General features: G+C 58.3%; 20 protein-coding genes. 11 read left to right on the top strand and 9 right to left on the bottom strand.

What is annotated here, in order from left to right; translation table 11 throughout:
• Positions 1 to 3: 3 nt before the first annotated feature.
• A complete protein-coding gene (locus ACP7BE_RS14260; protein WP_426106267.1) occupies positions 4 to 1,590 on the bottom strand; it encodes an ABC transporter substrate-binding protein in 1,587 nt (528 codons plus the stop codon).
• 512 nt (positions 1,591 to 2,102) lie between these two features.
• On the opposite strand from ACP7BE_RS14260, the gene rpmB reads away from it, so the two are divergent.
• Positions 2,103 to 2,336: a 50S ribosomal protein L28 gene (gene rpmB, locus ACP7BE_RS14255; protein WP_019410280.1), complete on the top strand. Its 234-nt coding sequence runs from the start codon at positions 2,103 to 2,105 to the stop codon at positions 2,334 to 2,336.
• 11 nt (positions 2,337 to 2,347) lie between these two features.
• Positions 2,348 to 2,503, top strand: a complete 156-nt coding sequence (gene rpmG, locus ACP7BE_RS14250; protein ID WP_003437824.1) for a 50S ribosomal protein L33 — start codon at positions 2,348 to 2,350, stop codon at positions 2,501 to 2,503.
• A 70-nt stretch (positions 2,504 to 2,573) separates the two neighbouring features.
• On the opposite strand, the gene ACP7BE_RS14245 is transcribed toward rpmG, so the two are convergent.
• Both ACP7BE_RS14245 and ACP7BE_RS14240 read right to left on the bottom strand, forming a co-directional pair.
• The gene (locus ACP7BE_RS14245; protein WP_094999726.1) at positions 2,574 to 2,867 is read right to left on the bottom strand and encodes an I78 family peptidase inhibitor; all 294 of its coding nucleotides are present in this window, start codon (positions 2,865 to 2,867) and stop codon (positions 2,574 to 2,576) included.
• Positions 2,868 to 3,078: 211 nt separating this feature from the next.
• Complete coding sequence (locus ACP7BE_RS14240; protein ID WP_094999727.1) at positions 3,079 to 3,441, bottom strand: cupin domain-containing protein; 363 nt, start codon at positions 3,439 to 3,441, stop codon at positions 3,079 to 3,081.
• A gap of 169 nt (positions 3,442 to 3,610) precedes the next feature.
• Between ACP7BE_RS14240 and ACP7BE_RS14235 the strand changes: the two genes are divergently transcribed.
• Positions 3,611 to 5,104, top strand: a complete 1,494-nt coding sequence (locus ACP7BE_RS14235) for an aldehyde dehydrogenase (RefSeq protein WP_094999728.1) — start codon at positions 3,611 to 3,613, stop codon at positions 5,102 to 5,104.
• 246 nt (positions 5,105 to 5,350) lie between these two features.
• Here ACP7BE_RS14235 and ACP7BE_RS14230 read toward each other — a convergent pair whose 3' ends face one another.
• The gene (locus tag ACP7BE_RS14230; RefSeq protein ID WP_426106263.1) at positions 5,351 to 6,901 is read right to left on the bottom strand and encodes a phospholipase D family protein; all 1,551 of its coding nucleotides are present in this window, start codon (positions 6,899 to 6,901) and stop codon (positions 5,351 to 5,353) included.
• A gap of 32 nt (positions 6,902 to 6,933) precedes the next feature.
• Entirely contained in the window at positions 6,934 to 8,355 is a 1,422-nt protein-coding gene (locus ACP7BE_RS14225; RefSeq protein WP_094999730.1) for a PLP-dependent aminotransferase family protein, read from the bottom strand.
• 169 nt (positions 8,356 to 8,524) lie between these two features.
• Between ACP7BE_RS14225 and ACP7BE_RS14220 the strand changes: the two genes are divergently transcribed.
• Positions 8,525 to 8,758 carry a DUF1127 domain-containing protein gene (locus tag ACP7BE_RS14220; protein WP_094999731.1) on the top strand — a complete coding sequence of 78 codons (234 nt, stop codon included), beginning with the start codon at positions 8,525 to 8,527 and terminating at the stop codon, positions 8,756 to 8,758.
• Positions 8,759 to 8,789: 31 nt separating this feature from the next.
• On the opposite strand, the gene ACP7BE_RS14215 is transcribed toward ACP7BE_RS14220, so the two are convergent.
• Entirely contained in the window at positions 8,790 to 10,091 is a 1,302-nt protein-coding gene (locus tag ACP7BE_RS14215; protein WP_095038490.1) for an NAD(P)/FAD-dependent oxidoreductase, read from the bottom strand.
• A gap of 147 nt (positions 10,092 to 10,238) precedes the next feature.
• Here ACP7BE_RS14215 and ACP7BE_RS14210 point away from each other — a divergent pair, with 147 nt between their 5' ends.
• The gene (locus ACP7BE_RS14210) at positions 10,239 to 10,592 is read left to right on the top strand and encodes a YkgJ family cysteine cluster protein (protein WP_003437837.1); all 354 of its coding nucleotides are present in this window, start codon (positions 10,239 to 10,241) and stop codon (positions 10,590 to 10,592) included.
• 122 nt (positions 10,593 to 10,714) lie between these two features.
• Here the strand turns inward: ACP7BE_RS14210 and ACP7BE_RS14205 are convergent, their stop codons facing one another.
• Positions 10,715 to 11,203: an Lrp/AsnC ligand binding domain-containing protein gene (locus ACP7BE_RS14205; protein ID WP_016782681.1), complete on the bottom strand. Its 489-nt coding sequence runs from the start codon at positions 11,201 to 11,203 to the stop codon at positions 10,715 to 10,717.
• 155 nt (positions 11,204 to 11,358) lie between these two features.
• Here ACP7BE_RS14205 and dadA point away from each other — a divergent pair, with 155 nt between their 5' ends.
• From dadA to ACP7BE_RS14175, 6 genes are all read left to right on the top strand, one after another.
• On the top strand, positions 11,359 to 12,660 hold the full coding sequence (gene dadA, locus ACP7BE_RS14200) for a D-amino acid dehydrogenase (protein WP_095017863.1): 1,302 nt from the start codon (positions 11,359 to 11,361) through the stop codon (positions 12,658 to 12,660).
• The gene (locus tag ACP7BE_RS14195; RefSeq protein WP_095038491.1) at positions 12,632 to 12,985 is read left to right on the top strand and encodes a RidA family protein; all 354 of its coding nucleotides are present in this window, start codon (positions 12,632 to 12,634) and stop codon (positions 12,983 to 12,985) included. The genes dadA and ACP7BE_RS14195 overlap by 29 nt, the downstream gene beginning before the upstream one ends.
• A gap of 100 nt (positions 12,986 to 13,085) precedes the next feature.
• Positions 13,086 to 14,159, top strand: a complete 1,074-nt coding sequence (gene alr / locus ACP7BE_RS14190) for an alanine racemase (protein ID WP_094999734.1) — start codon at positions 13,086 to 13,088, stop codon at positions 14,157 to 14,159.
• Between the two features lie 127 nt (positions 14,160 to 14,286).
• Positions 14,287 to 14,835 (top strand): cupin domain-containing protein, encoded by a 549-nt coding sequence (locus ACP7BE_RS14185; protein ID WP_016782677.1) that lies wholly within the window; start codon positions 14,287 to 14,289, stop codon positions 14,833 to 14,835.
• 180 nt (positions 14,836 to 15,015) lie between these two features.
• Entirely contained in the window at positions 15,016 to 15,429 is a 414-nt protein-coding gene (locus ACP7BE_RS14180; RefSeq protein WP_094999735.1) for a c-type cytochrome, read from the top strand.
• Positions 15,430 to 15,544: 115 nt separating this feature from the next.
• Positions 15,545 to 17,473, top strand: coding sequence for an acetyl-CoA hydrolase/transferase C-terminal domain-containing protein (locus ACP7BE_RS14175; protein ID WP_426106255.1), 1,929 nt, complete (start codon positions 15,545 to 15,547; stop codon positions 17,471 to 17,473).
• Positions 17,474 to 17,555: 82 nt separating this feature from the next.
• Here the strand turns inward: ACP7BE_RS14175 and ACP7BE_RS14170 are convergent, their stop codons facing one another.
• Both ACP7BE_RS14170 and rep read right to left on the bottom strand, forming a co-directional pair.
• Positions 17,556 to 18,128 (bottom strand): xanthine phosphoribosyltransferase, encoded by a 573-nt coding sequence (locus tag ACP7BE_RS14170; protein WP_016782674.1) that lies wholly within the window; start codon positions 18,126 to 18,128, stop codon positions 17,556 to 17,558.
• A 56-nt stretch (positions 18,129 to 18,184) separates the two neighbouring features.
• On the bottom strand, positions 18,185 to 20,194 hold the full coding sequence (gene rep / locus ACP7BE_RS14165) for a DNA helicase Rep (protein WP_016782673.1): 2,010 nt from the start codon (positions 20,192 to 20,194) through the stop codon (positions 18,185 to 18,187).
• Between the last annotated feature and the right edge of the window lie 24 nt (positions 20,195 to 20,218).

Below are 20,218 nucleotides of genomic sequence, written 5' to 3'. Positions count from 1 at the left end.
GGCTCAGGGCTTAACGCTGACTGTTGAAAAGTCTTGGCGCCCAAACGGACTCACCTGATATCCCTGTACGTCTTTACGGGTCAGTGCGTAGGCCGTTGGATGGGCCAGCGGTAGCCACAGCGCCTGTTGCTGGATCTGCGCTTGCGCCTTTTGATACAAAGCACTGCGTTTGTCCTGATCGGTCAGGGTCTTGCCCTGGCTGATCAAACCGTCCAGCGCCTTGTCGCAATAACGCACAAAGTTGGTTCCGGATTTCACTGCCGCACAGGAAAACTGCGGCGTGAGGAAGTTGTCCGGGTCACCGTTATCGCCTGCCCAGCCCATAAACAGCAGGTCATGCTCGCCAGCCTTGGCGCGACGGATCAGCTCGCCCCATTCGATCACGCGGATATCGGCCTGGACACCCACCTTGGCCAGGTCGGCTTGCAGCAACTGCGCGCCAAGGCTCGGGTTGGGATTGAGCACGCTGCCTGTCGGGCGCGTCCAGATCGTGGTTTTGAAGCCGTCTTTCAGACCCGCCCTGGCCAGTAATTCACGGGCTTTTTGCGGATTGTGGGCATAGCCCGGCAAGTCTTTGGCATAACTCCAGGTGGTCGCCGGGTAAATACCGTTGGCCGCTTGGGCGCTGTTTTCAAACACGGCCTTGAGATAAGTGTCCTTGTCGAAAGCCAGATTGATGGCCTGACGTACCTCGGGTTTATCCAGCGGTGGATGCTGGCTATTGATGGCCACAAACGCGGTCATGAAGGCCGGGGTCTGCGCTACAGCCAGCGCTGGATCCTTGGCGGCAGCTGCGACGTCCAGCGGCTTGGGCGAGAGAGCAATCTGGCATTCATTGCGACGCAATTTTTGCAGCCGCACGTTGGCGTCCGGGGTGATGGCAAAAATCAGCCCGTCAACGGCTGGCTTGCCGGCAAAGTAGTCCGGGTTGGCCTTGTAGCGCACCACCGCGTCTTTCTGGAAACGGTTGAATACAAAAGGCCCGGTACCTATCGGCTGGCTGTTCATCAGCTCCGGTGTGCCTGCTTTCATCAGCTTGTCGGCATATTCAGCCGAGTAGATCGAGGCAAAGCCCATGCTCAGCGCTGGCAAGAAGGTCGAATCAGGGCGACTCAGGGTGAAGCGCACGGTCAGCGGATCCGGAGTTTCAATTTTTTTGATCAGCTCAGGCAACTGCAAGGATTGCGCGTGGGGAAAACCGCTTTGCGCCACCTTGTGCCATGGGTTGGCAGGGTCAAGCATGCGTTCGAAGCTGAAACGCACGTCATCGGCATTCAACTCACGGCTGGGGGAAAAATAAGGCGTGCTGTGGAACTTGATCCCGGGACGCAGCTTGAAATCGTACACAAGACCATCAGGGGACACTGACCAGCTTTGCGCCAGCGAAGGCACCAGCTTCGCGGCTTTAGCGTCAAAGTCCAGCAGGCGGTTCATCAGCACGTCTGCCGAGGCATTGGTGGTACTGAGCGAGTTGTACTGCACAACGTCGAACCCTTCAGGGCTGGCCTCGGTGCAAACGCTCAAGGTGGCCGCGTGTACGAGCGGGCTCAGGCAAAAGGTGAGCAAAAAGGGGACGGCAGCGAGGCGCATGATCTGTTTCCTGTACAAGTCGATAAGGCCCATCTGCAAGTGCAGTCTGGAAAAGTCTTACCCTAGTGTTCTGGTACTCAAATGACCACTTTTTAATGGCATTCGACATCCTGTAGTCGCTGTCGCAGGCCGGGAAAGGGCTTCCAGGGCCTTGAGCAAGCATGAAAAGGCGACCCCTACGTGCTCGATCGCAGCCTTCGGCAGCGGCTACGAGCGGGCACCAGCCCCCGAAACCTTTCACCCAGCGACGAGCGGTAAAACGCCACAAGGCATAGACGCCGCGCGGATTGGCGTTAAAATGGCGGCTTCATTAATTACACCAAATCACACTGCTTGTTGTTGCTCTTTAGTCTTTCTGGTATAAAGCAGCGCTCTTTTCTAGGGGCCCGGTTCCTGCGTTTGTAGGTGTAGCCGGTAAGACCCTTAAAGAAACGCGGCGCCTGGCGCCATGACTGAGAGATTAAGCGGCCAACCCATGCCGGGTTGGGCATGTGGTTTTAGAGGGCTGAGGCATGTCGAGAGTCTGTCAAGTTACCGGTAAGGGTCCGGTGACTGGGAATAACATTTCCCACGCAAATAACAAAACCCGTCGTCGTTTCCTGCCGAACCTGCAGCATCACCGCTTCTGGGTTGAAGAAGAGAAACGTTTCGTACGTCTGCGCGTATCTGCTAAAGGCATGCGTATCATCGACAAGCGTGGCATCACTGTCGTGCTGGCCGAAATCCGCCGTGCTGGCAAGATCTAAGGGAGCTAATCATGCGTGAATTGATCCGTTTGGTGTCGAGCGCTGGTACAGGCCATTTCTACACCACTGATAAGAACAAGCGCACCACTCCGGACAAAATCGAAATCAAAAAATTCGATCCGCGGGTTCGCAAGCACGTGATCTACAAAGAAGCCAAAATCAAGTAATTGGTTTTTCTTCTTACGAAAAAGGCCCATATCTCACGATACGGGCCTTTTTTGTGCGCGTTTGTCAGCCTTAGCCGCACATATAGCTCTGCATAAGGTTGTTTTCGTCGACGACCACGCGAAGGCGGTCTGCGTTGTGCTCTCGGGTGTAGCCTATGCCCGGCCTCTCGACACGCAACTCGGTTGCCCCGGACTCCCGGCGCAGCATCTCCAGCAAAGCAGGCGTCGCCTCAGGCGCAACCAGAAAATTGATCGCAACCGTTTTGCACTTGCCGTCCTCCTCAGCCATCGCGGGCATGGAGCAAAACCCCAGCAGGACGCTGGTGGTCAACAACAGGCGTTTCAAAGTATTCAGACTGGACATGGGTCTTCCCTGTTTTCAGATAAATGAAATAACGCTGCGGGCCTGCTCATTCCTTAAGTGCCCGGCGTTCTCTCAAGACTGGCTCACATTGACGCGAAGGGCGCTGGCGACGTATTTCTGAATTTGTAGCCTGTAGCCCTGGAGGGCAGGCATAAAAAAGCCCCGCCATCAAAGCGTGGCAGGGCTTGTTGAAGGCTCTGGATCAGCTGTCTCAGGCCTTGCTCTCAAAGACTACGTAAATTTTCCGACAGGGCTCCAGCACTTCCCATGTCCCTTTGAATCCCGCGGGGATGACAAAGCGATCGCCGGCGCGCAGGGTCTTGGCGTTACCTTCATGGTCACGCAAAACGGAAACGCCCTGCACGATCTCGCAGTATTCGTGCTCGGTGTAATTGACGGTCCACTGGCCCACAGCTCCTTCCCACACCCCGGCGTTCATTTGCCCACAGGGGCTGTCGTAGTGGTTGTGGATAACTTGCTCAGGGTTGCCTTTAAGTACCTTTTCCGGGGCCGGGCTAAAACGTTCAGCCTGGGTATTGGCAGTGCTGAAGTCGACTACGCTTGCGATGCTCATCTTTGTTATCCCCCCGAAATTGCGGCATGTGTGGTCAGCAAAATTAAAGTCTATGTTTATTAAAACGAACAAGCCATGGTGTTTACGCCACCTGTGTCAAATATATTGAAAGTTCCAGGGCCACTGGTTTAGGGTGGCGCTTCCATTTCAACAAGAGGAGGACACTCGAATGACCACCCTGACGCGTGCTGACTGGGAACAACGGGCCCAACAGCTGAAAATCGAAGGTCGCGCCTTCATCAACGGTGAATACACCGATGCGGTCTCCAATGAAACGTTCGAGTGTCTGAGCCCGGTCGATGGCCGTTTGCTGGGTAAGGTTGCCAGCTGCGACAGCGCTGACGCCCAGCGCGCCGTGGAAGTGGCCCGCAAGACGTTCGAGTCCGGCGTCTGGTCCCGCCTGGCTCCGGCCAAGCGCAAAGCCGCAATGATCCGCTTTGCCGGCCTGCTCAAGCAAAACGCTGAAGAACTGGCCCTGCTTGAAACCCTGGACATGGGCAAGCCGATCAGTGACTCCCTGCACATCGATGTGCCCGGTGCTGCCGGCGCGCTGAGCTGGAGCGGCGAGGCCATCGACAAGATCTACGACGAAGTCGCCGCCACCCCGCACGACCAACTGGGCTTGGTAACCCGCGAGCCGGTGGGCGTTGTCGCTGCCATTGTGCCGTGGAACTTCCCGCTGATGATGGCCTGCTGGAAACTGGGCCCGGCCCTGTCGACCGGTAACTCGGTCATCCTCAAGCCGTCCGAAAAGTCCCCTCTGACGGCTATCCGTATCGCTGCGCTGGCCGTTGAAGCCGGCATTCCAGCGGGCGTCTTCAACGTGCTGCCAGGCTACGGCCACACGGTCGGCAAGGCGCTGGCCCTGCATATGGACGTCGATACGCTGGTGTTTACCGGTTCGACCAAAATCGCCAAGCAGCTGATGATCTACGCTGGCGAGTCCAACATGAAGCGCATCTGGCTTGAGGCCGGTGGCAAGAGCCCGAACATCGTTTTCGCTGATGCGCCGGATCTGCAAGCGGCTGCCGAAGCCGCTGCCAGCGCCATTGCCTTTAACCAGGGTGAAGTTTGCACTGCGGGTTCGCGCCTGCTGGTGGAGCGCTCGATCAAGGACAAGTTCCTGCCGCTGGTGATCGACGCCCTCAAGGGCTGGAAGCCCGGCAACCCGCTGGACCCGGAAACCACCGTGGGCGCGCTGGTGGATACCCAGCAAATGAACACCGTGCTGTCGTACATCAAGTCCGGCCATAGCGAAGGCGCAAAACTGGTAGCAGGCGGTAATCAAATTCTGCAAGAAACCGGCGGCACCTACGTTGAACCGACCATTTTCGACGGCGTCAGCAATGCGATGAAAATCGCCCAGGAAGAAATCTTCGGCCCGGTATTGTCGGTTATCACCTTCGACAGTGCCGAAGAGGCCATCAAGATTGCCAACGACACGCCATACGGCCTGGCGGCAGCCGTCTGGACGGCCGATATCTCCAAGGCTCACCTGACCGCCAAGGCCCTGCGCGCCGGTAGCGTATGGGTCAACCAATACGATGGCGGCGACATGACCGCGCCGTTTGGTGGCTTCAAACAGTCGGGCAACGGCCGTGACAAGTCTCTGCACGCGTTTGATAAATACACCGAGCTGAAGTCCACCTGGATCAAGCTGTAATCCTCTAAACGCAACACCCTGTGGGAGCGGGCTTGCCCGCGATGACAGCACCGGGTCTGATTGACAGACCGCGGTGCCTTCATCGCGAGCAAGCCCGCTCCCACAATGGTTTTTACACCACATAATTGGAGCACAGACATGCGTTGGGCGACTTGTTTCGCCGTGCTGGTCGCATACGTCTATAGAATCGCCGTCGATCAGATCCCTCTCCCTCCGGGAGAGGGTTGGGGAGAGGGCAGCCGCCAATCAGAGCATTTTTTCCAGCCCCACACTTTTGCTGAACCAGGCATTGAGCCGCCGCCACCAGTTGCCCGGTTCATGATGCAAAGTGTGCAACTGGCCATTGTCTTCGGTCACCCAGACCATCTTGCCCTGCTCCAGTTTCGGCTCATAGCTCAAGGCCGGGGCCATGCCCTGCAACGCCAGTTTGCGGACCTCGGCGGCCAGCTCGGGGCTGTCCACCAGCACGCCGACTTCGGTGTTCCACAAGCCTGAACGCGGATCGAAATTGAATGAACCGATAAAGGATTTTTGCCGATCAAAGATCATCGCCTTGCTGTGCAGGCTCGAATCCGAACTCATCCCGGGCTTGAACCAGTGCGGGCCACTGCCACCGCTGCTGCCCGGCTGGCGGCGCAATTCGAAGAGTTTGACCCCATGCTCCAGCAGCGCCTTGCGATAGGGTGCATAACCGCCATGCACCACGGGCACGTCAGTAGCCTCCAGGGAGTTGGTCAATAAACGTACATCGACCCCGGCATCGGCGCGGCCCGTGAGGTACACCAGCCCGGTTTCACCCGGCACAAAGTAGGCTGAAACCAGAATCAGCTCCTGATTAACGCCTACCAGCTCCGGCGCCAGTTGTGTGGTCAGCAGTAGATGCGGGTCAGGCTCATCCCGGGCCAGCACCTTGCTCGGAGCATCCCACAGCGCCTGATTCCAGGCCCAGATCAGCTCCTTGCGCCACACGTCGAGCTGCGGGCGGGTTTCGTATGAGGCCAGCTCCTGATAGAGCGCCGGGTTGCGTTGCTGCGCACGCTTGAGCGAGGTCTCCAGTTGTTTGCGCGCCTTGCCCAGCTCCTGCTCAGAGAGTTGCGAGGAGACAAAATCACCAATCGGCTGGCTCAGGGCACTGTTCCAGTACTGATCGAAGCTGTGCCCCAACTGCTCGGCCACCGGGCCGACGCCAAGCAGGTCGATATCGGTAAAATTCAGCTCCGGCTTGGCATCGAAGTACTCATCGCCCAGATTGCGCCCGCCCACGATCGCCGCACTGTTATCGGCCAGCCAGAGTTTGTTGTGCATGCGCCGGTGCTGGCGCGAGAGGTTGAACAGCCTTCCCATCGCCCGGGTTACACCCGTTCCACGGCCCAGTTGCAGGGGGTTGAACAGGCGAATCTGGATATTGGGATGAGCGGCGAGGGTGGCCAGGATATCGTCCAGGCCATCACTGGCGGTGTCATCGAGCAGGATGCGCACACGCACGCCGCGATCTGCGGCCTTGAGCAATTCGTCAATCAGCATGCGCGTACTCAAGCCGTCGTGGACGATGTAGTACTGCAGGTCGAGGCTGGTTTGCGCGTTGCGAATCAACTCGGCCCGGGCCCTGAAGGCTTCGCCGCTGTTGGGCAGCAGCCTGAACCCCGAGCGACCTTGATACGGCGCGGCCTGGGCCTGGATCGAGCGGCCAAAGGCCGAGTCTGCGGCGGGTAACGCCTGGGTGGGTTCACGGGGTACGTCCAACGTGGCACAGCCTCCCAGCAAGACGACTAAAAACAATGCGCAAAGTGATTTCAACGGGTAAAGCCTCGGGCCAGACGTCACTGGAGTTAAACGGTATCTGCCAGCAGTTTACTGGCTGCCATACCCACTTTGCGCACCGCTTCTTCGATCTGCGGCGTAGGCTTTGCAGCGTAGTTCATGCGCAAGCAATTACGGTACTTGCCCGAAGCCGAAAAAATACTGCCCACCGCGATCTGCACGCCCTGGTCCAGCAACATGCGGTTGAGGCGCAGGCTGTCGAAGCCGTCAGGCAGCTCAAGCCACAGCATAAAGCTGCCCTGGGGCCTGCTGGCACGGGTGCCGGGCGGAAAGTAGCGGCTGATCCAGCCCAGCATCAGGTCGCGATTGCGCTGGTATTGGCTGCGCATTTTGCGCAGGTGCGGCTCGAAATGACCGTTTTTCAGGAAGTCGGCAACCGCCAATTGCGGCTGCGGTGCGCAAGAGCCGGTGCTGATGTATTTCATGTGCAGCACCCGCTCCAGATAACGCCCCGGCGCCACCCAGCCAACGCGCAAGCCGGGTGCCAGGGTTTTGGAGAATGAACTGCACAGCAGGACACGACCGTCATCGTCGAAGGACTTGATGGTTCGCGGGCGAGGGTAGGTGTAGGCCAGTTCGCCGTACACATCGTCTTCAATGATCGCCACATCAAAACGTTGGGCCAGGGTCACCAGCGCCCGCTTGCGGGCTTCGGGCATGATGTAGCCCAGTGGGTTGTTGCAACTGGGGGTGAGCTGGATAGCCTTGATCGGCCACTGTTCCAGGGCCAGTTCCAGGGCTTCGAGGCTGATGCCGGTCAGCGGATCGGTAGGGATCTCCAGGGCCTTCATCCCCAGGCCCTTGAGGGTTTGCATGGCGCCATGAAAGCTTGGCGAGTCGACCGCGACGATATCACCCGGTTCGCACACGGCTCGAATACTGCACGACAAGGCCTCATGGCAGCCCGTGGTGATTACCAGATCTTCTGCGCCCAACTGGCAGCCCGAATCGAGCAACAACCGCGCCACCTGCTCGCGCAGGCCGAGTACCCCGTAGACGTTGTCGTAATACAGACCGGGCAAGTCCAGACGCCGGCTGATTTGCGCCAGGCTGCGCAACAGCGGCTTGATGGTTGGCGTGGTGACGTCCGGCATGCCGCGCCCCAACTGGATCACGTCCTTTTGCGGCACTGAGCGAACCAGTTCCAGCACTTGCTCCCACTGTGAAATTTCCACGGGTCGCTGGGCAGGTTTACCCATGCCCGGCAGGGCGGGCAGCTCACGCTCCATCGGCACGAAGTACCCGGACTTGGGCCGCGGCGACGCCAGGCCATTGTCCTCCAGCAAGCGATACGCCTGCTGCACCGTACTCAGGCTCACACCATGCTCGGCGCTTAGCGCCCGCACCGACGGCAAACGGTCGCCAGGGCGATAAAAGCCCTGCTCGATGCGCGTACCGAGCAGGTCGGCGAGGTTGACATAAAGGGTCATGGCAGAACTCCCGAAGGGTGGACCAGTACAGATGGGGCGTAAACCAAGGATTCAGCGCCTGAAATGGCAGATCTGTATGTATTTAAAAAGACTTTGCTGAATCTGTCATGGTTTCCAGCGCACGGCCATCATGCTGACTCATGGCAATCGAGTCAAAAGGAGCTGTCTGATGAATGGTTTGAGCGATGTGCGCCTGACGCTGCACAGCCAACAATTACTGGCTGAGCATGAAGCCCGTCAAGTCACCAGCACCCCGGCCGGTCTTGGGGTGTGGGGGCTGTTCTGCCACCGTGCTCGCAGCCGCCGGATGCTGCTGAACCTGGACGAACAGCAGCTGCGCGATGTGGGGTTGACCCGCGAAATGGCCCGGCAGGAAGGCTGCAAGCCATTTTGGCGTTCGTAACCAAACCTGCGGCAGCGGCTACAGGTTTGAATCAGCGCAGCTCTTTTAACCGGTGCCATAGCATCCCCAGCGCCAGCAATGGCGAACGCAGGTATTTGCCACCCGGGAAGGTGATATGCGGGACCTTGGCAAACAGATCAAAACCGTCACTGTGCTGGCCACTGATAGCTTCGGCCAGCAACTTGCCCGCCAGGTGGGTTGCGTTAACCCCGTGCCCTGAATACGCCTGGGCGTAATACACATTGGGATGCTCTTGCAGGCGGCCGATCTGCGGCAGGCGGTTGGCACCAATGCCGATCATGCCGCCCCACTGGTAGTCGATTTTCACGTCTTTAAGATGCGGGAACACCTCGAGCATTTTAGGACGCATGTACGCGGCAATATCCTGCGGATCCCGCCCGGAATAATGACAGGCCCCACCGAATAACAGACGCCGATCTGCCGAAAGACGGTAGTAGTCCAGCGCCACGCGCTGGTCGCACACGGCCATGTTCTGTGGCAGCAAGGCGTGAGCCCGGGCTTCGCTCAACGGCTCGGTGGCAATGATGTAGCTGCCCGCAGGCAGCACTTTGCCGCTTAGTTGCGGGTTGAGGTCCTTGAGATAGGCGTTGCAGCCCAGTACCAGACTTTTGGCCCGCACTGAGCCCTGGGCCGTGTGCACCCGTACCTCAGGGCCATAATCGATGCGGGTTACTGCGGAGTTTTCAAACAGCTTTACACCCAGTTGCGCAGCGGCCGCCGCTTCGCCCAGCGCCAGATTCAGCGGGTGCAAATGGCCCGAGCCCATATCGACAAAGCCGCCGACATACCGGTCCGAACCCACCACGCTGTGCACTTCGTTGGCCTGCAACAGACGGGTTTCATGGCGATAACCCAGATCGCGCAGCTCCTGGGCCTCTTCAGCAAAACCTTCAAGGTCACGGGGTTTGTTGGCCAGGTCGCAATAGCCCCAGGTCAGGTCACAGGCAATATTGAAACGCTCGACGCGCTGGCGCACGATTTCCACCGCCTCCAGCCCCATCAGCTTCATTTGCCGCACACCGTCCTTGCCGATGATGCCTTCAAACTGCTCAACACCATGGCCGACCCCGCGAATCAGTTGCCCGCCATTGCGCCCGCTGGCGCCCCAACCGATCTTGTGCGCTTCCAGCAAGACCACGCTCATGCCGCGCTCGGCCAGCTCCAGCGCCGTATTCAGGCCGGAAAAGCCACCGCCCACCACACACACATCCGCTACCAGCTCGCCCTGCAACACCGGATGATCGGGTTGTGGCAGGCTGCTGGCGGCGTAATAAGAAGCGGTGTGCTGGCTGCGCTGAACAGGGGCGTTCATGTGCGTAATCCTGATTGTTGATGTTTGGAAAATTTGACGGAGCATAAGCCGTGCCATTCCCGTGGGGCAAGAACAGCCGAATGGCCCTGTCTAGGGCAGGGGTTTTCAGGCAGACTCTGCGGCCTTTTCTCAATCGGTACGTTCTGGATGAGCTGTAACAGTCACAAGATCCGCTTTCTCAGGCAGCAAATCCCCTCGTTCGAATGCGTGCCGGGTTGCCATGACTGCTGCGGGCCTGTGACCACTTCATCCGAAGAAATGGCCCGCTTGCCGCGCAAGACGGCTGCCGAACAAGAAGCAGCAATGGATGAGCTGAACTGTGTGCATCTGGGGCCCAATGGCTGCACGGTGTATGAAGAGCGGCCATTGATCTGTCGGTTGTTTGGCACTACCCCCACCTTGCCGTGCCCCAACGGCCGACGCCCGGTAGAGATGATTCACCCCAGCGCAGAGAAGCTGGTGCATGAATACATCGCCAGTACGCGGCAGGTGCTGGTCTAGATCAAGAGCCCCCTCACCCTGACCCTCTCCCGGAGGGAGAGGGGACTGACTTGCGCTGTTTTTGAAATCGCGTGCGGTCGGCTCCCTCTCCCTCGGGAGAGGGCTGGGGTGAGGGGACGCCGTCAATCTGCAATCGGCAGATTCAGGCTCTCTTTGACTTCTTCCATCACGATATAGCTTTTGGACTCACGCACGTGGGGCAGCTTGAGCAAGATGTCACCCAGCAGCTTGCGGTAAGAAGCCATCTCGCTGATCCGCGCCTTCACCAGATAGTCGAAGTCCCCCGACACCAGATGACACTCCAGCACATGGGGCAACTTCAACACGGCGCGTCGGAATTCATCAAAGGTATCGCCTGATTTGTAGTCCAAGCTGATTTCCACAAATACCAGCAGGCTGCCCTGTAAATGTTGCGGGTTGAGCCGGGCGTTGTAGCCCATGATGATCCCTTCACGTTCCAGCCTGCGCACTCGTTCGGTACATGGAGTGGTCGACAACCCAACCTTCTCTCCCAGCTCGGTAAACGAGATGCGGCCATCGACCTGGAGGATGCGCAAAATGTTGCGATCTATCTTGTCCAATTCACGCTTTGTTTGATGATTTGTACGCATAGGAGATTCTCCTCCGTGAAAAGGGTTATGCCCGAGAATTGTCGCCAAATATAGCTTCTTATACAGTGAATACCACTGCTCAATGCTTCATATACTGCGCTCATCTTTGCATCGAACAATAAACGTCTGCGGCTGGCCGCGATGAGGGAATGAATATGCGAGTTATGGTATTGGGTGGCGGCGTTATTGGTACTGCCAGCGCCTATTATCTGGCCCGAGCCGGTTTTGATGTGGTTGTCGTGGACCGTCAGCCAGCCGTTGCAATGGAAACCAGCTTTGCCAACGCGGGCCAGGTGTCCCCGGGCTACGCTTCGCCGTGGGCCGCACCGGGCGTGCCGCTCAAGGCGATCAAGTGGTTGCTCGAACGCCACGCACCTCTGGCCATCAAGGCCACGACCAGCGTTGATCAGTACCTGTGGATGGCACAGATGCTGCGCAACTGCACCGCCAGCCGCTATGCCGTGAACAAGGAGCGCATGGTTCGCCTGTCCGAGTACAGCCGTGACTGCCTCGACGAACTGCGTGCCGAAACGGGTATTGCCTACGAAGCCCGTAACCTCGGCACCACACAACTGTTCCGCACTCAGGCCCAGCTCGATGGCGCCGCCAAGGACATCGCGGTCCTGAAAGAATCCGGTGTACCGTTCGAACTGCTCGACCGTGCCGGTATTGCCCGGGTTGAGCCCGCACTGGCCAGCGTGACCGACATTTTGGCCGGCGCCCTGCGCCTGCCCAATGACCAGACTGGCGACTGTCAGATGTTTACCACCCGCCTGGCTGAAATGGCCAAAAACCTGGGTGTTGAGTTCCGCTTCGGCCAGGATATCCAGCGTCTGGACTACGCAGGTGATCGCATCAATGGCGTGATGATCGACGGCAAACTCGAAACCGCCGACCGTTACGTACTGGCACTGGGCAGCTACTCGCCGCAAATGCTCAAGCCACTGGGCATCAAGGCGCCGGTTTACCCGCTCAAGGGCTACTCGCTGACCATTCCGATTACCAATTCGGACATGGCACCGACCTCGACCATTCTCGATGAGACCTACAAGGTCGCGATCACCCGTTTCGACAACCGCATTCGCGTTGGCGGCATGGCTGAAATCGCCGGTTTTGACCTGTCGCTGAACCCGCGCCGACGCGAAACCCTGGAGATGATCGTCAACGACCTTTATCCTCAGGGCGGTGATCTGAGCCAGGCCAGTTTCTGGACCGGCCTGCGCCCGACCACCCCGGACGGCACGCCGATTGTGGGCGCAACCCCGTTCAAAAACCTGTTCCTGAACACCGGGCATGGCACACTGGGTTGGACCATGGCCTGCGGTTCCGGTCGTTTCCTCGCGGACGTAATGGCCAAAAAGACCCCGCAAATCAGCGCCGAAGGCCTTGATATTTCCCGCTACGGCAACCACCAGGAGACTGCAAAACATGGCAATCCAGCGCCAGCTCACCAATGAACGCATGAGCCAGATCGTTACCCATAACGGCACTGTCTACCTGTCCGGGCAAGTCGGCGACGACATGAACGCCGGGGTCGAGCAACAGACCCGTGAAACACTGGCCAATATCGAGCATTTGCTGGACCTGGCGGGCTCCGATAAAAGCCGTATCCTGTCGGTCACTATCTACCTCAAAGACATCGATGCCGACTTTACCGGCATGAACAGCGTCTGGGACCAATGGCTGCCCAAGGGTGTAGCGCCGGCCCGCGCAACTGTCGAGGCCAAGCTGTGCGAGCCCGAAATCCTGGTTGAACTGTCTGTTGTGGCAGCATTGCCGTAAGTTTTTTGATCACGTAACAGTCCCTCTTGCGGTGCAGCACGCAGTTCACGCTGCGGGTGTGCACCGTTTTTTATTCTTTTGCCGTTAGAAGCCCGCCGCCATGCGCCCAGCCCGTGCCCTGATCGACCTCCAAGCCCTGCGTCACAATTACCAACTGGCCCGTGAAGTCACGGGGGCCAAGGCCCTTGCTGTGATCAAGGCCGATGCCTACGGCCACGGTGCCGTGCGCTGCGCCCAGGCTCTTGAGGCCGAGGCTGACGGTTTTGCCGTGGCCTGTATTGAAGAAGCACTGGAACTGCGCGCTGCCGGTATTCGCGCGCCAATCCTGCTGCTGGAAGGTTTTTTTGAAGCGGATGAACTGCCACTGATCGTCGAACATGACTTTTGGTGTGTGGTGCATTCGCTGTGGCAGCTTGATGCCATCGAGCAGGCCCGACTCGCCAAACCCATCCATGTGTGGCTGAAACTGGACAGTGGCATGCACCGCGTTGGCTTGCACCCCAACGATTACAAGGCCGCCTACCAGCGTCTGCAGGCCAGTGCCAATGTGGCGAAAATCGTGCTGATGAGCCATTTTGCCCGCGCCGATGAGCTCGATTGCACTCGAAGCGTAGAGCAGGTTGCTGTGTTCCTCGGCGCTCGCGCCGATTTGACGGCAGAAATCAGCTTGCGCAACTCGCCGGCCGTACTCGGCTGGCCACGCGTGCCAAGTGACTGGGTACGCCCGGGCTTGATGTTGTATGGCAGCTCGCCATTTGACGAGCCACAGGCCACTGCCTCTCGCTTGCAACCGGTGATGACCCTGGAGTCCAAAGTGATCTGCGTACGCGAACTGCCCGCCGGTGAGCCAGTGGGCTACGGTGCCAGGTTCATCACCCCAAAACCCATGCGAATCGGCGTGGTGGCCATGGGTTATGCCGACGGCTACCCGCGCCAGGCACCCACCGGTACCCCCGTATTTGTGGACGGTGTGCGCAGCCAGTTGCTGGGTCGTGTGTCGATGGACATGCTGTGCATCGACCTCACCGATGTGCCGCAAGCGGGCCTGGGTTCGACGGTCGAGTTGTGGGGTAAAAACATTCTCGCCAGCGAAGTGGCCACTGCAGCAGATACCATTCCTTACCAGATTTTCTGCAACCTCAAACGCGTTCCACGGCTCTATTCCGGTAACTGATGGGTTGTATCCAATATGCAGGGGCGAATGGGCGTCCGGGTTTGAAGTCGAAGTGTTGTAAATACTGAACGCTATCGCCATGATGGCGGCTTCTCGACCCGAATCTGACCCCCAGGAGGCTCCCGCATTGGACGTCGGTGAACGACTGCAATCCATCCGCAAACTCAAAGGCCTGTCGCAGCGTGAACTCGCCAAGCGCGCGGGCGTCACCAACAGCACCATTTCGATGATCGAAAAGAACAGCGTGAGCCCGTCCATAAGCTCCCTGCGAAAAGTGCTGAGTGGCATCCCCATGTCCATGGTCGAGTTTTTTTCCGAAGAAATACTTCAAGAAAACCCAACTCAAATTGTCTACAAAGCCAATGAGCTGATCGACATTTCCGACGGTGCGGTGACCATGAAACTGGTGGGCAAGGCACATCCGAGCCGGGCCATTGCCTTTCTCAACGAGATTTATCCACCGGGTGCCGATACCGGGGACGAAATGCTGACTCATGAAGGCGAAGAAACCGGGATTTTGGTGGAAGGTCGCCTAGAGTTAACCGTGGGTCTTGAGACCTTCGTGCTGGAAGCCGGTGACAGCTATTATTTCGAAAGCTCCAAACCACACCGCTTTCGTAATCCGTTCGACGTCGCGGCGCGACTAATCAGCGCAGCCACCCCGGCGAATTTCTAAGAACAGAGGCGCCCTGTCTACTTGCAGAGGCACCCGTAGATGCATTTCGCCAGCTCTATTCCCCCTTTGTCTTTAGGGTTGTTTCAGAGAGGCGGGCTAACCGTTATACTTTCGCCGCCCGCGAAACCGTGGTTGTGGGCGTGAATAGCCACCATTGAGGGTGAACGCGTGAACCTAATTATGAAAATGCTGGCCGTACCAGCAGCAGTAGTGGCCCTATGGGCAGTCAACGCTCAGGCAGCAACGAACGATGACATCGCAAAACGTCTTGAGCCAGTGGGTAAGGTCTGTGTTCAAGGGCAAGAATGCAAAGGGATGGACGTAGCAGCCTCGGTGGGCGGCGGCGGTGGCATGACCCCCGACGACATTATTGCCAAGCACTGCAGTGCTTGCCACGGCACCGGCTTGTTGGGCGCACCGAAAATCGGTGACACCGCGGCCTGGAAAGAGCGCGCCGATCATCAGGGCGGCCTTGATGGCATCCTGGCCAAAGCCATCACCGGTATCAACGCCATGCCGCCAAAAGGCACTTGCATGACCTGTACCGATGAAGAGCTAAAAGGCGCCATCGAGAAAATGTCCGGTTTGAAATAACCCGACCTTCTCTGAAAAAGCCGCTGATGGGCGGCTTTTTTGTGCCCGAAATTTGAGCTCGTCCGCGTCCTCTGCGCTATCACGTCTATATTCAAGACTGGATAAGGAGGATCAGATGGTGCAGTCCTGTTCGATCGAGCGCGCAGTCGATGATGTGCTGGCGCGGCTACCGATGCATATTCACCTTGGCCTGCCGCTGGGCCTGGGCAAGGCCAACCGCTTCGTCAATGCGCTGTATCAGCGGATCAGGCAGCTGCCCGAACGCCAACTGACGATCTATACCGCTTTGAGTCTGGGCCGCCCCCCACTTGGGGACGGACTGCAACGGTTGTTTCTGGAACCTTTTGTCGAGCGGGTATTTGGCGATTACATTGAGCTGGATTACCTGGCCGACCTGCTTCACAACAGCATGCCCACCAACATCCACGTCGAGCAGTTCTTTTTGCAGCCGGGCAGTTTGCTCAACAGCCCGCCTGCCCAGCAGGATTACGTCAGCAGCAATTACAGTCACGCGGCCCGCGACATCAATGCCAGCGGCCTGAACCTGGTGGCCCAACTGGTTGCTCGACACCCCGAGGATGCCGCGCGTCTGAGCTTGAGCTGCAACCCGGATATTACCCTCGATTTGTTGCCCATGATTGCCAAACGGCGAGCGGCGGGCGAGACCATTCTGATGCTGGGCCAGGTACATGACGACCTGCCTTATATGCCCGGCGACTCGGAATTGAGTATCGACGATTTTGACCTGCTGATCGACGAAGATGAGCACACTACGTTGTTTTCAACGCCCAGCATGCCGGTCAATCTGCAAGACCATATGATCGGCCTGCATGCCAGCACCCTGATACGCGACGGCGGCACCCTGCAGATCGGCATTGGCTCGATGGGTGATGCCCTGAGTGCAGCCCTGCTCGCACGCCAGGGTGACAACGAGGGCTACCGCGACCTGCTCGACGCTATCGATATCACCCCGTGGCGCACGCTGATCGAGCAACAAGGTGGCGTCGAGCCATTTGCCCGGGGCCTGTATGGTTGCAGCGAGATGTTTGTCCACGGCCTGATGGTGCTGGCCGATGCCGGGATTGTGCGACGCAAGGTCTACCCCGATGCCGACAGGCAAGCCCAGGCCAATGCGGGCACCCTGGATGAAAGCTTGCAGGGTGACGGGGTCAGCATCCACGGCGGTTTTATCCTCGGCCCCCGCGATTTTTACCAGCGGCTAAGGGAGTTGCCCCACAGCAAGCGCCTTGAATTCAATATGACCGCCATCAGCTATATCAACGAACTATACGGCCAGGAAGAGTTGAAACGCCTGCAACGGCGTGATGCGCGCTTCGTCAACAGCGCATTCACCGTGACCTTGCTCGGTGCCGCCGTGGCTGATCAGCTCGAAGACGGCCGGGTGCTGAGCGGGGTCGGCGGACAATACAACTTTGTTGCCCAGGGCCATGCCCTGCATGACGCGCGCTCGGTGATCATGTTGCGCAGCTGGCGAGAGTCGGGCGGTGATGTAAGTTCCAATATTGTCTGGGAATACGGTCACTGCACCATCCCGCGGCATTTGCGCGACATTGTGGTCACCGAATACGGGATTGCTGATTTGCGCGGCAAAACCGACAGCAAAGTCATCGAGGCGCTGCTCAACATCACCGACTCGCGCTTCCAGACCGAACTGACCACCCAGGCACAACTGATGGGCAAGCTGCCCAAGGACTTTCGCCTTGATCCACGTTTTGCCGACAACAGCCCGCAGCGTTTGCAGGAGATCGCCGATCGGCACCCGCATTTGTTCCCGGAATACCCGCTGGGCAGTGATTTCAGCGCGCAGGAGCAAGACCTGCTGCGAGCGTTGAACTGGCTTAAAAGCAAATTCAAGCTCACGCAGATGTACCAACTGGGCAAGGCTACGCTGGACGCGCCTTCGCCCCAGGCATTCCCCGAACACCTGGAGCGCATGCAGCTCGCACAACCCGACGGGTTGCGCGATGAGCTGTACCAGCGTTTGCTGCTGGCAGGGCTGCAGGCAACCGCGAAAAGCAATTGACGCGCCTTTCGTAGCAGCTGCCGCCAGGCTGCGTTCGGCGGCGCAGCCTTCGTGCCTCGGCAGCTGCTACGGACTGAAAGGGTTACTCGATAAAGGTCACTTTACCGCCCGCCAGGGATTTGACTCGGGCCAGGGATTCAACGCGGTAGCCCTGTGCATCCAGCTCGGCACGGCCGCCCTGGAACGACTTCTCGATCACGATGCCCAGACCGGCCACGGTGGCGCCAGCTTGCTTGATGATCGAAATCAGCGCTTGCGAGGCCTTGCCATTGGCCAGGAAGTCGTCGATCACCAGCACGCGGTCGCTGCTTTGCAGGTGGCGCGGGGAAATCGCAACGGTGCTTTCAGTCTGCTTGGTGAACGAATACACCGTGGCCGACAGCAGGTTTTCAGTCAGGGTCAGGGACTGGTGCTTACGCGCAAAAATCACAGGTACACCCAAGTTCAAGCCAGTCATCACAGCAGGGGCGATACCCGATGCTTCGATAGTGACGATCTTGGTGATGCCCGAATCCTTGAACAAACGCGCGAACTCGTCGCCGATTTCCTTCATCAGCTGAGGATCGATCTGATGGTTCAAAAAGGCGTCGACTTTCAAAACCTGATCGGAAAGCACGATGCCTTCTTCGCGAATTTTCTTGTGCAGTGCTTCCAACGTAACGTCCTCAAATAGCGCTTTTGCGCTGAAGGTAGAGTAAAAAATAGTCGATTTTAGCGTTTTAGCATCGCGCGTATATCAGCCAGTGCTGTATTGCCGCGAACCGCTTTAACTTCGGTGGGGGTGTCATCGTTGCCTTCCCAGGCCAGATCGTCCGGGGGTAACTCATCGAGGAAACGGCTCGGCGCACAGTCAATGATCTCGCCGTACTGTTTACGCTTGGCGGCAAAGGTGAATGCCAGCGTCTCACGGGCACGGGTAATGCCCACATAGGCCAGGCGCCGTTCTTCTTCAATGGTGTCTGCTTCAATGCTGGAGCGGTGCGGGAGGATTTCTTCTTCCATGCCCATGATGAACACGTAGGGAAATTCCAGACCCTTGGAGGCGTGCAAGGTCATCATCTGCACGCCTTCGGCACCGTCTTCCTCTTCCTGCTGGCGCTCGAGCATGTCGCGCAGCACCAGTTTGCCGATGGCTTCCTCGATGGTCATGGCGCCGTCTTCGTCTTTTTCGAGGGTGTTTTTCAACGCCTCGACCAAAAACCAGACATTGGACATGCGGTAGTCCGCCGCCTTGTCGCTGGAGCTGTTGGTGCGCAGCCAGTTTTCGTAGTCGATGTCCATGATCATGCTGCGCAGCGCTGCAATCGGGTCTTCGCCCGAGCAATGCTCACGTACACGGTCCATAAAGCGCTTGAAACGTACCAGGCGGTCAGTGAAGCGTGCGTCCAGATGTTCGCCGAGGCCGATTTCATCGGTGGCGGCATACATCGAGATTTTTCGCTCGGTCGCGTAGTTACCCAGCTTTTCCAGGGTAGTCGAACCGATCTCGCGACGCGGGACGTTGATTACGCGCAGGAAGGCGTTATCGTCATCCGGGTTTACGATCAGGCGGAAGTAAGCCATCAGGTCTTTAACTTCCTGACGTCCGAAGAAGCTGTTGCCGCCCGACAAACGGTACGGGATCTGATGGTGCTGCAGCTTCAATTCGATGAGTTTGGCTTGATAGTTCCCGCGGTACAGGATCGCGAAGTCGCTGTACGGTCGATCGGTGCGCAGGTGCAGGGTGAGGATTTCGACGGCCACTCGCTCGGCTTCGGCGTCTTCGTTGCGGCAGCGGATCACCCGCACTTCGTCGCCGTGGCCCATCTCGCTCCACAACTGCTTTTCAAACTCGTGCGGGTTGTTGGCAATCAGGATATTGGCGCAGCGCAGAATACGGCTGGTGGAGCGGTAGTTTTGCTCCAGCATCACCACTTTCAAGGACGGGTAATCATCCTTGAGCAGCATCAGGTTTTCCGGGCGAGCGCCGCGCCAGGCGTAGATCGACTGGTCGTCGTCACCTACCACGGTGAACTGGTTGCGCTTGCCGATCAGGTATTTAACCAGCAGATACTGACTGGCGTTGGTGTCCTGATATTCGTCCACCAGCAGGTAACGCACCTTGTTCTGCCACTTTTCCAGAATGTCGGCATGTTCTTCGAACAGCTTGACCGGCAGCAGGATCAGGTCGTCAAAGTCCACCGCGTTGTAGGCCTTGAGCGTGCGCTGGTAGTGGGTGTAGACGATGGCTGCCGTCTGCTCCTTGGGGTTGCGCGCGTTTTCCAGAGCCTGGGGCGGCAGGATCAGGTCGTTTTTCCACGAGCCGATCATGTTCTTGATTTCGTCGACCCCGTCGTCGCCCGAATATTCCTTTTGCATGATGTCGGCCATCAGCGCCTTGACGTCAGCCTCGTCAAAGATCGAGAAGCCGGGCTTATAGCCCAGCCGCGCGTGCTCCTTGCGGATGATGTTGAGGCCCAGGTTGTGGAACGTGCACACCGTCAAGCCGCGGCCTTCACCCTTTTTAAGCAGGGTGCCGACACGCTCTTTCATCTCGCGGGCGGCTTTGTTGGTAAAGGTCATGGCGACGATGTATTGGGCACGGATGCCACAGTTCTGGATCAGGTGCGCGATTTTGCGGGTAATCACGCTGGTTTTGCCGGAGCCTGCGCCGGCGAGCACCAATAGAGGGCCGCCGACGTAGCTCACGGCTTCTTGCTGCCGGGGATTGAGTCGGGACATGACGAGATCAGGGGTCGTTTGTAA

The sequence above is a fragment of the Pseudomonas sp. TWR1-1-3 genome, assembly GCF_049896805.1.
Lineage (GTDB): Bacteria > Pseudomonadota > Gammaproteobacteria > Pseudomonadales > Pseudomonadaceae > Aquipseudomonas > Aquipseudomonas bubulae.
The sequence above is the reverse complement of the archived record's forward strand: the minus strand, read 5'-3'. Positions and strand labels throughout refer to the sequence as shown.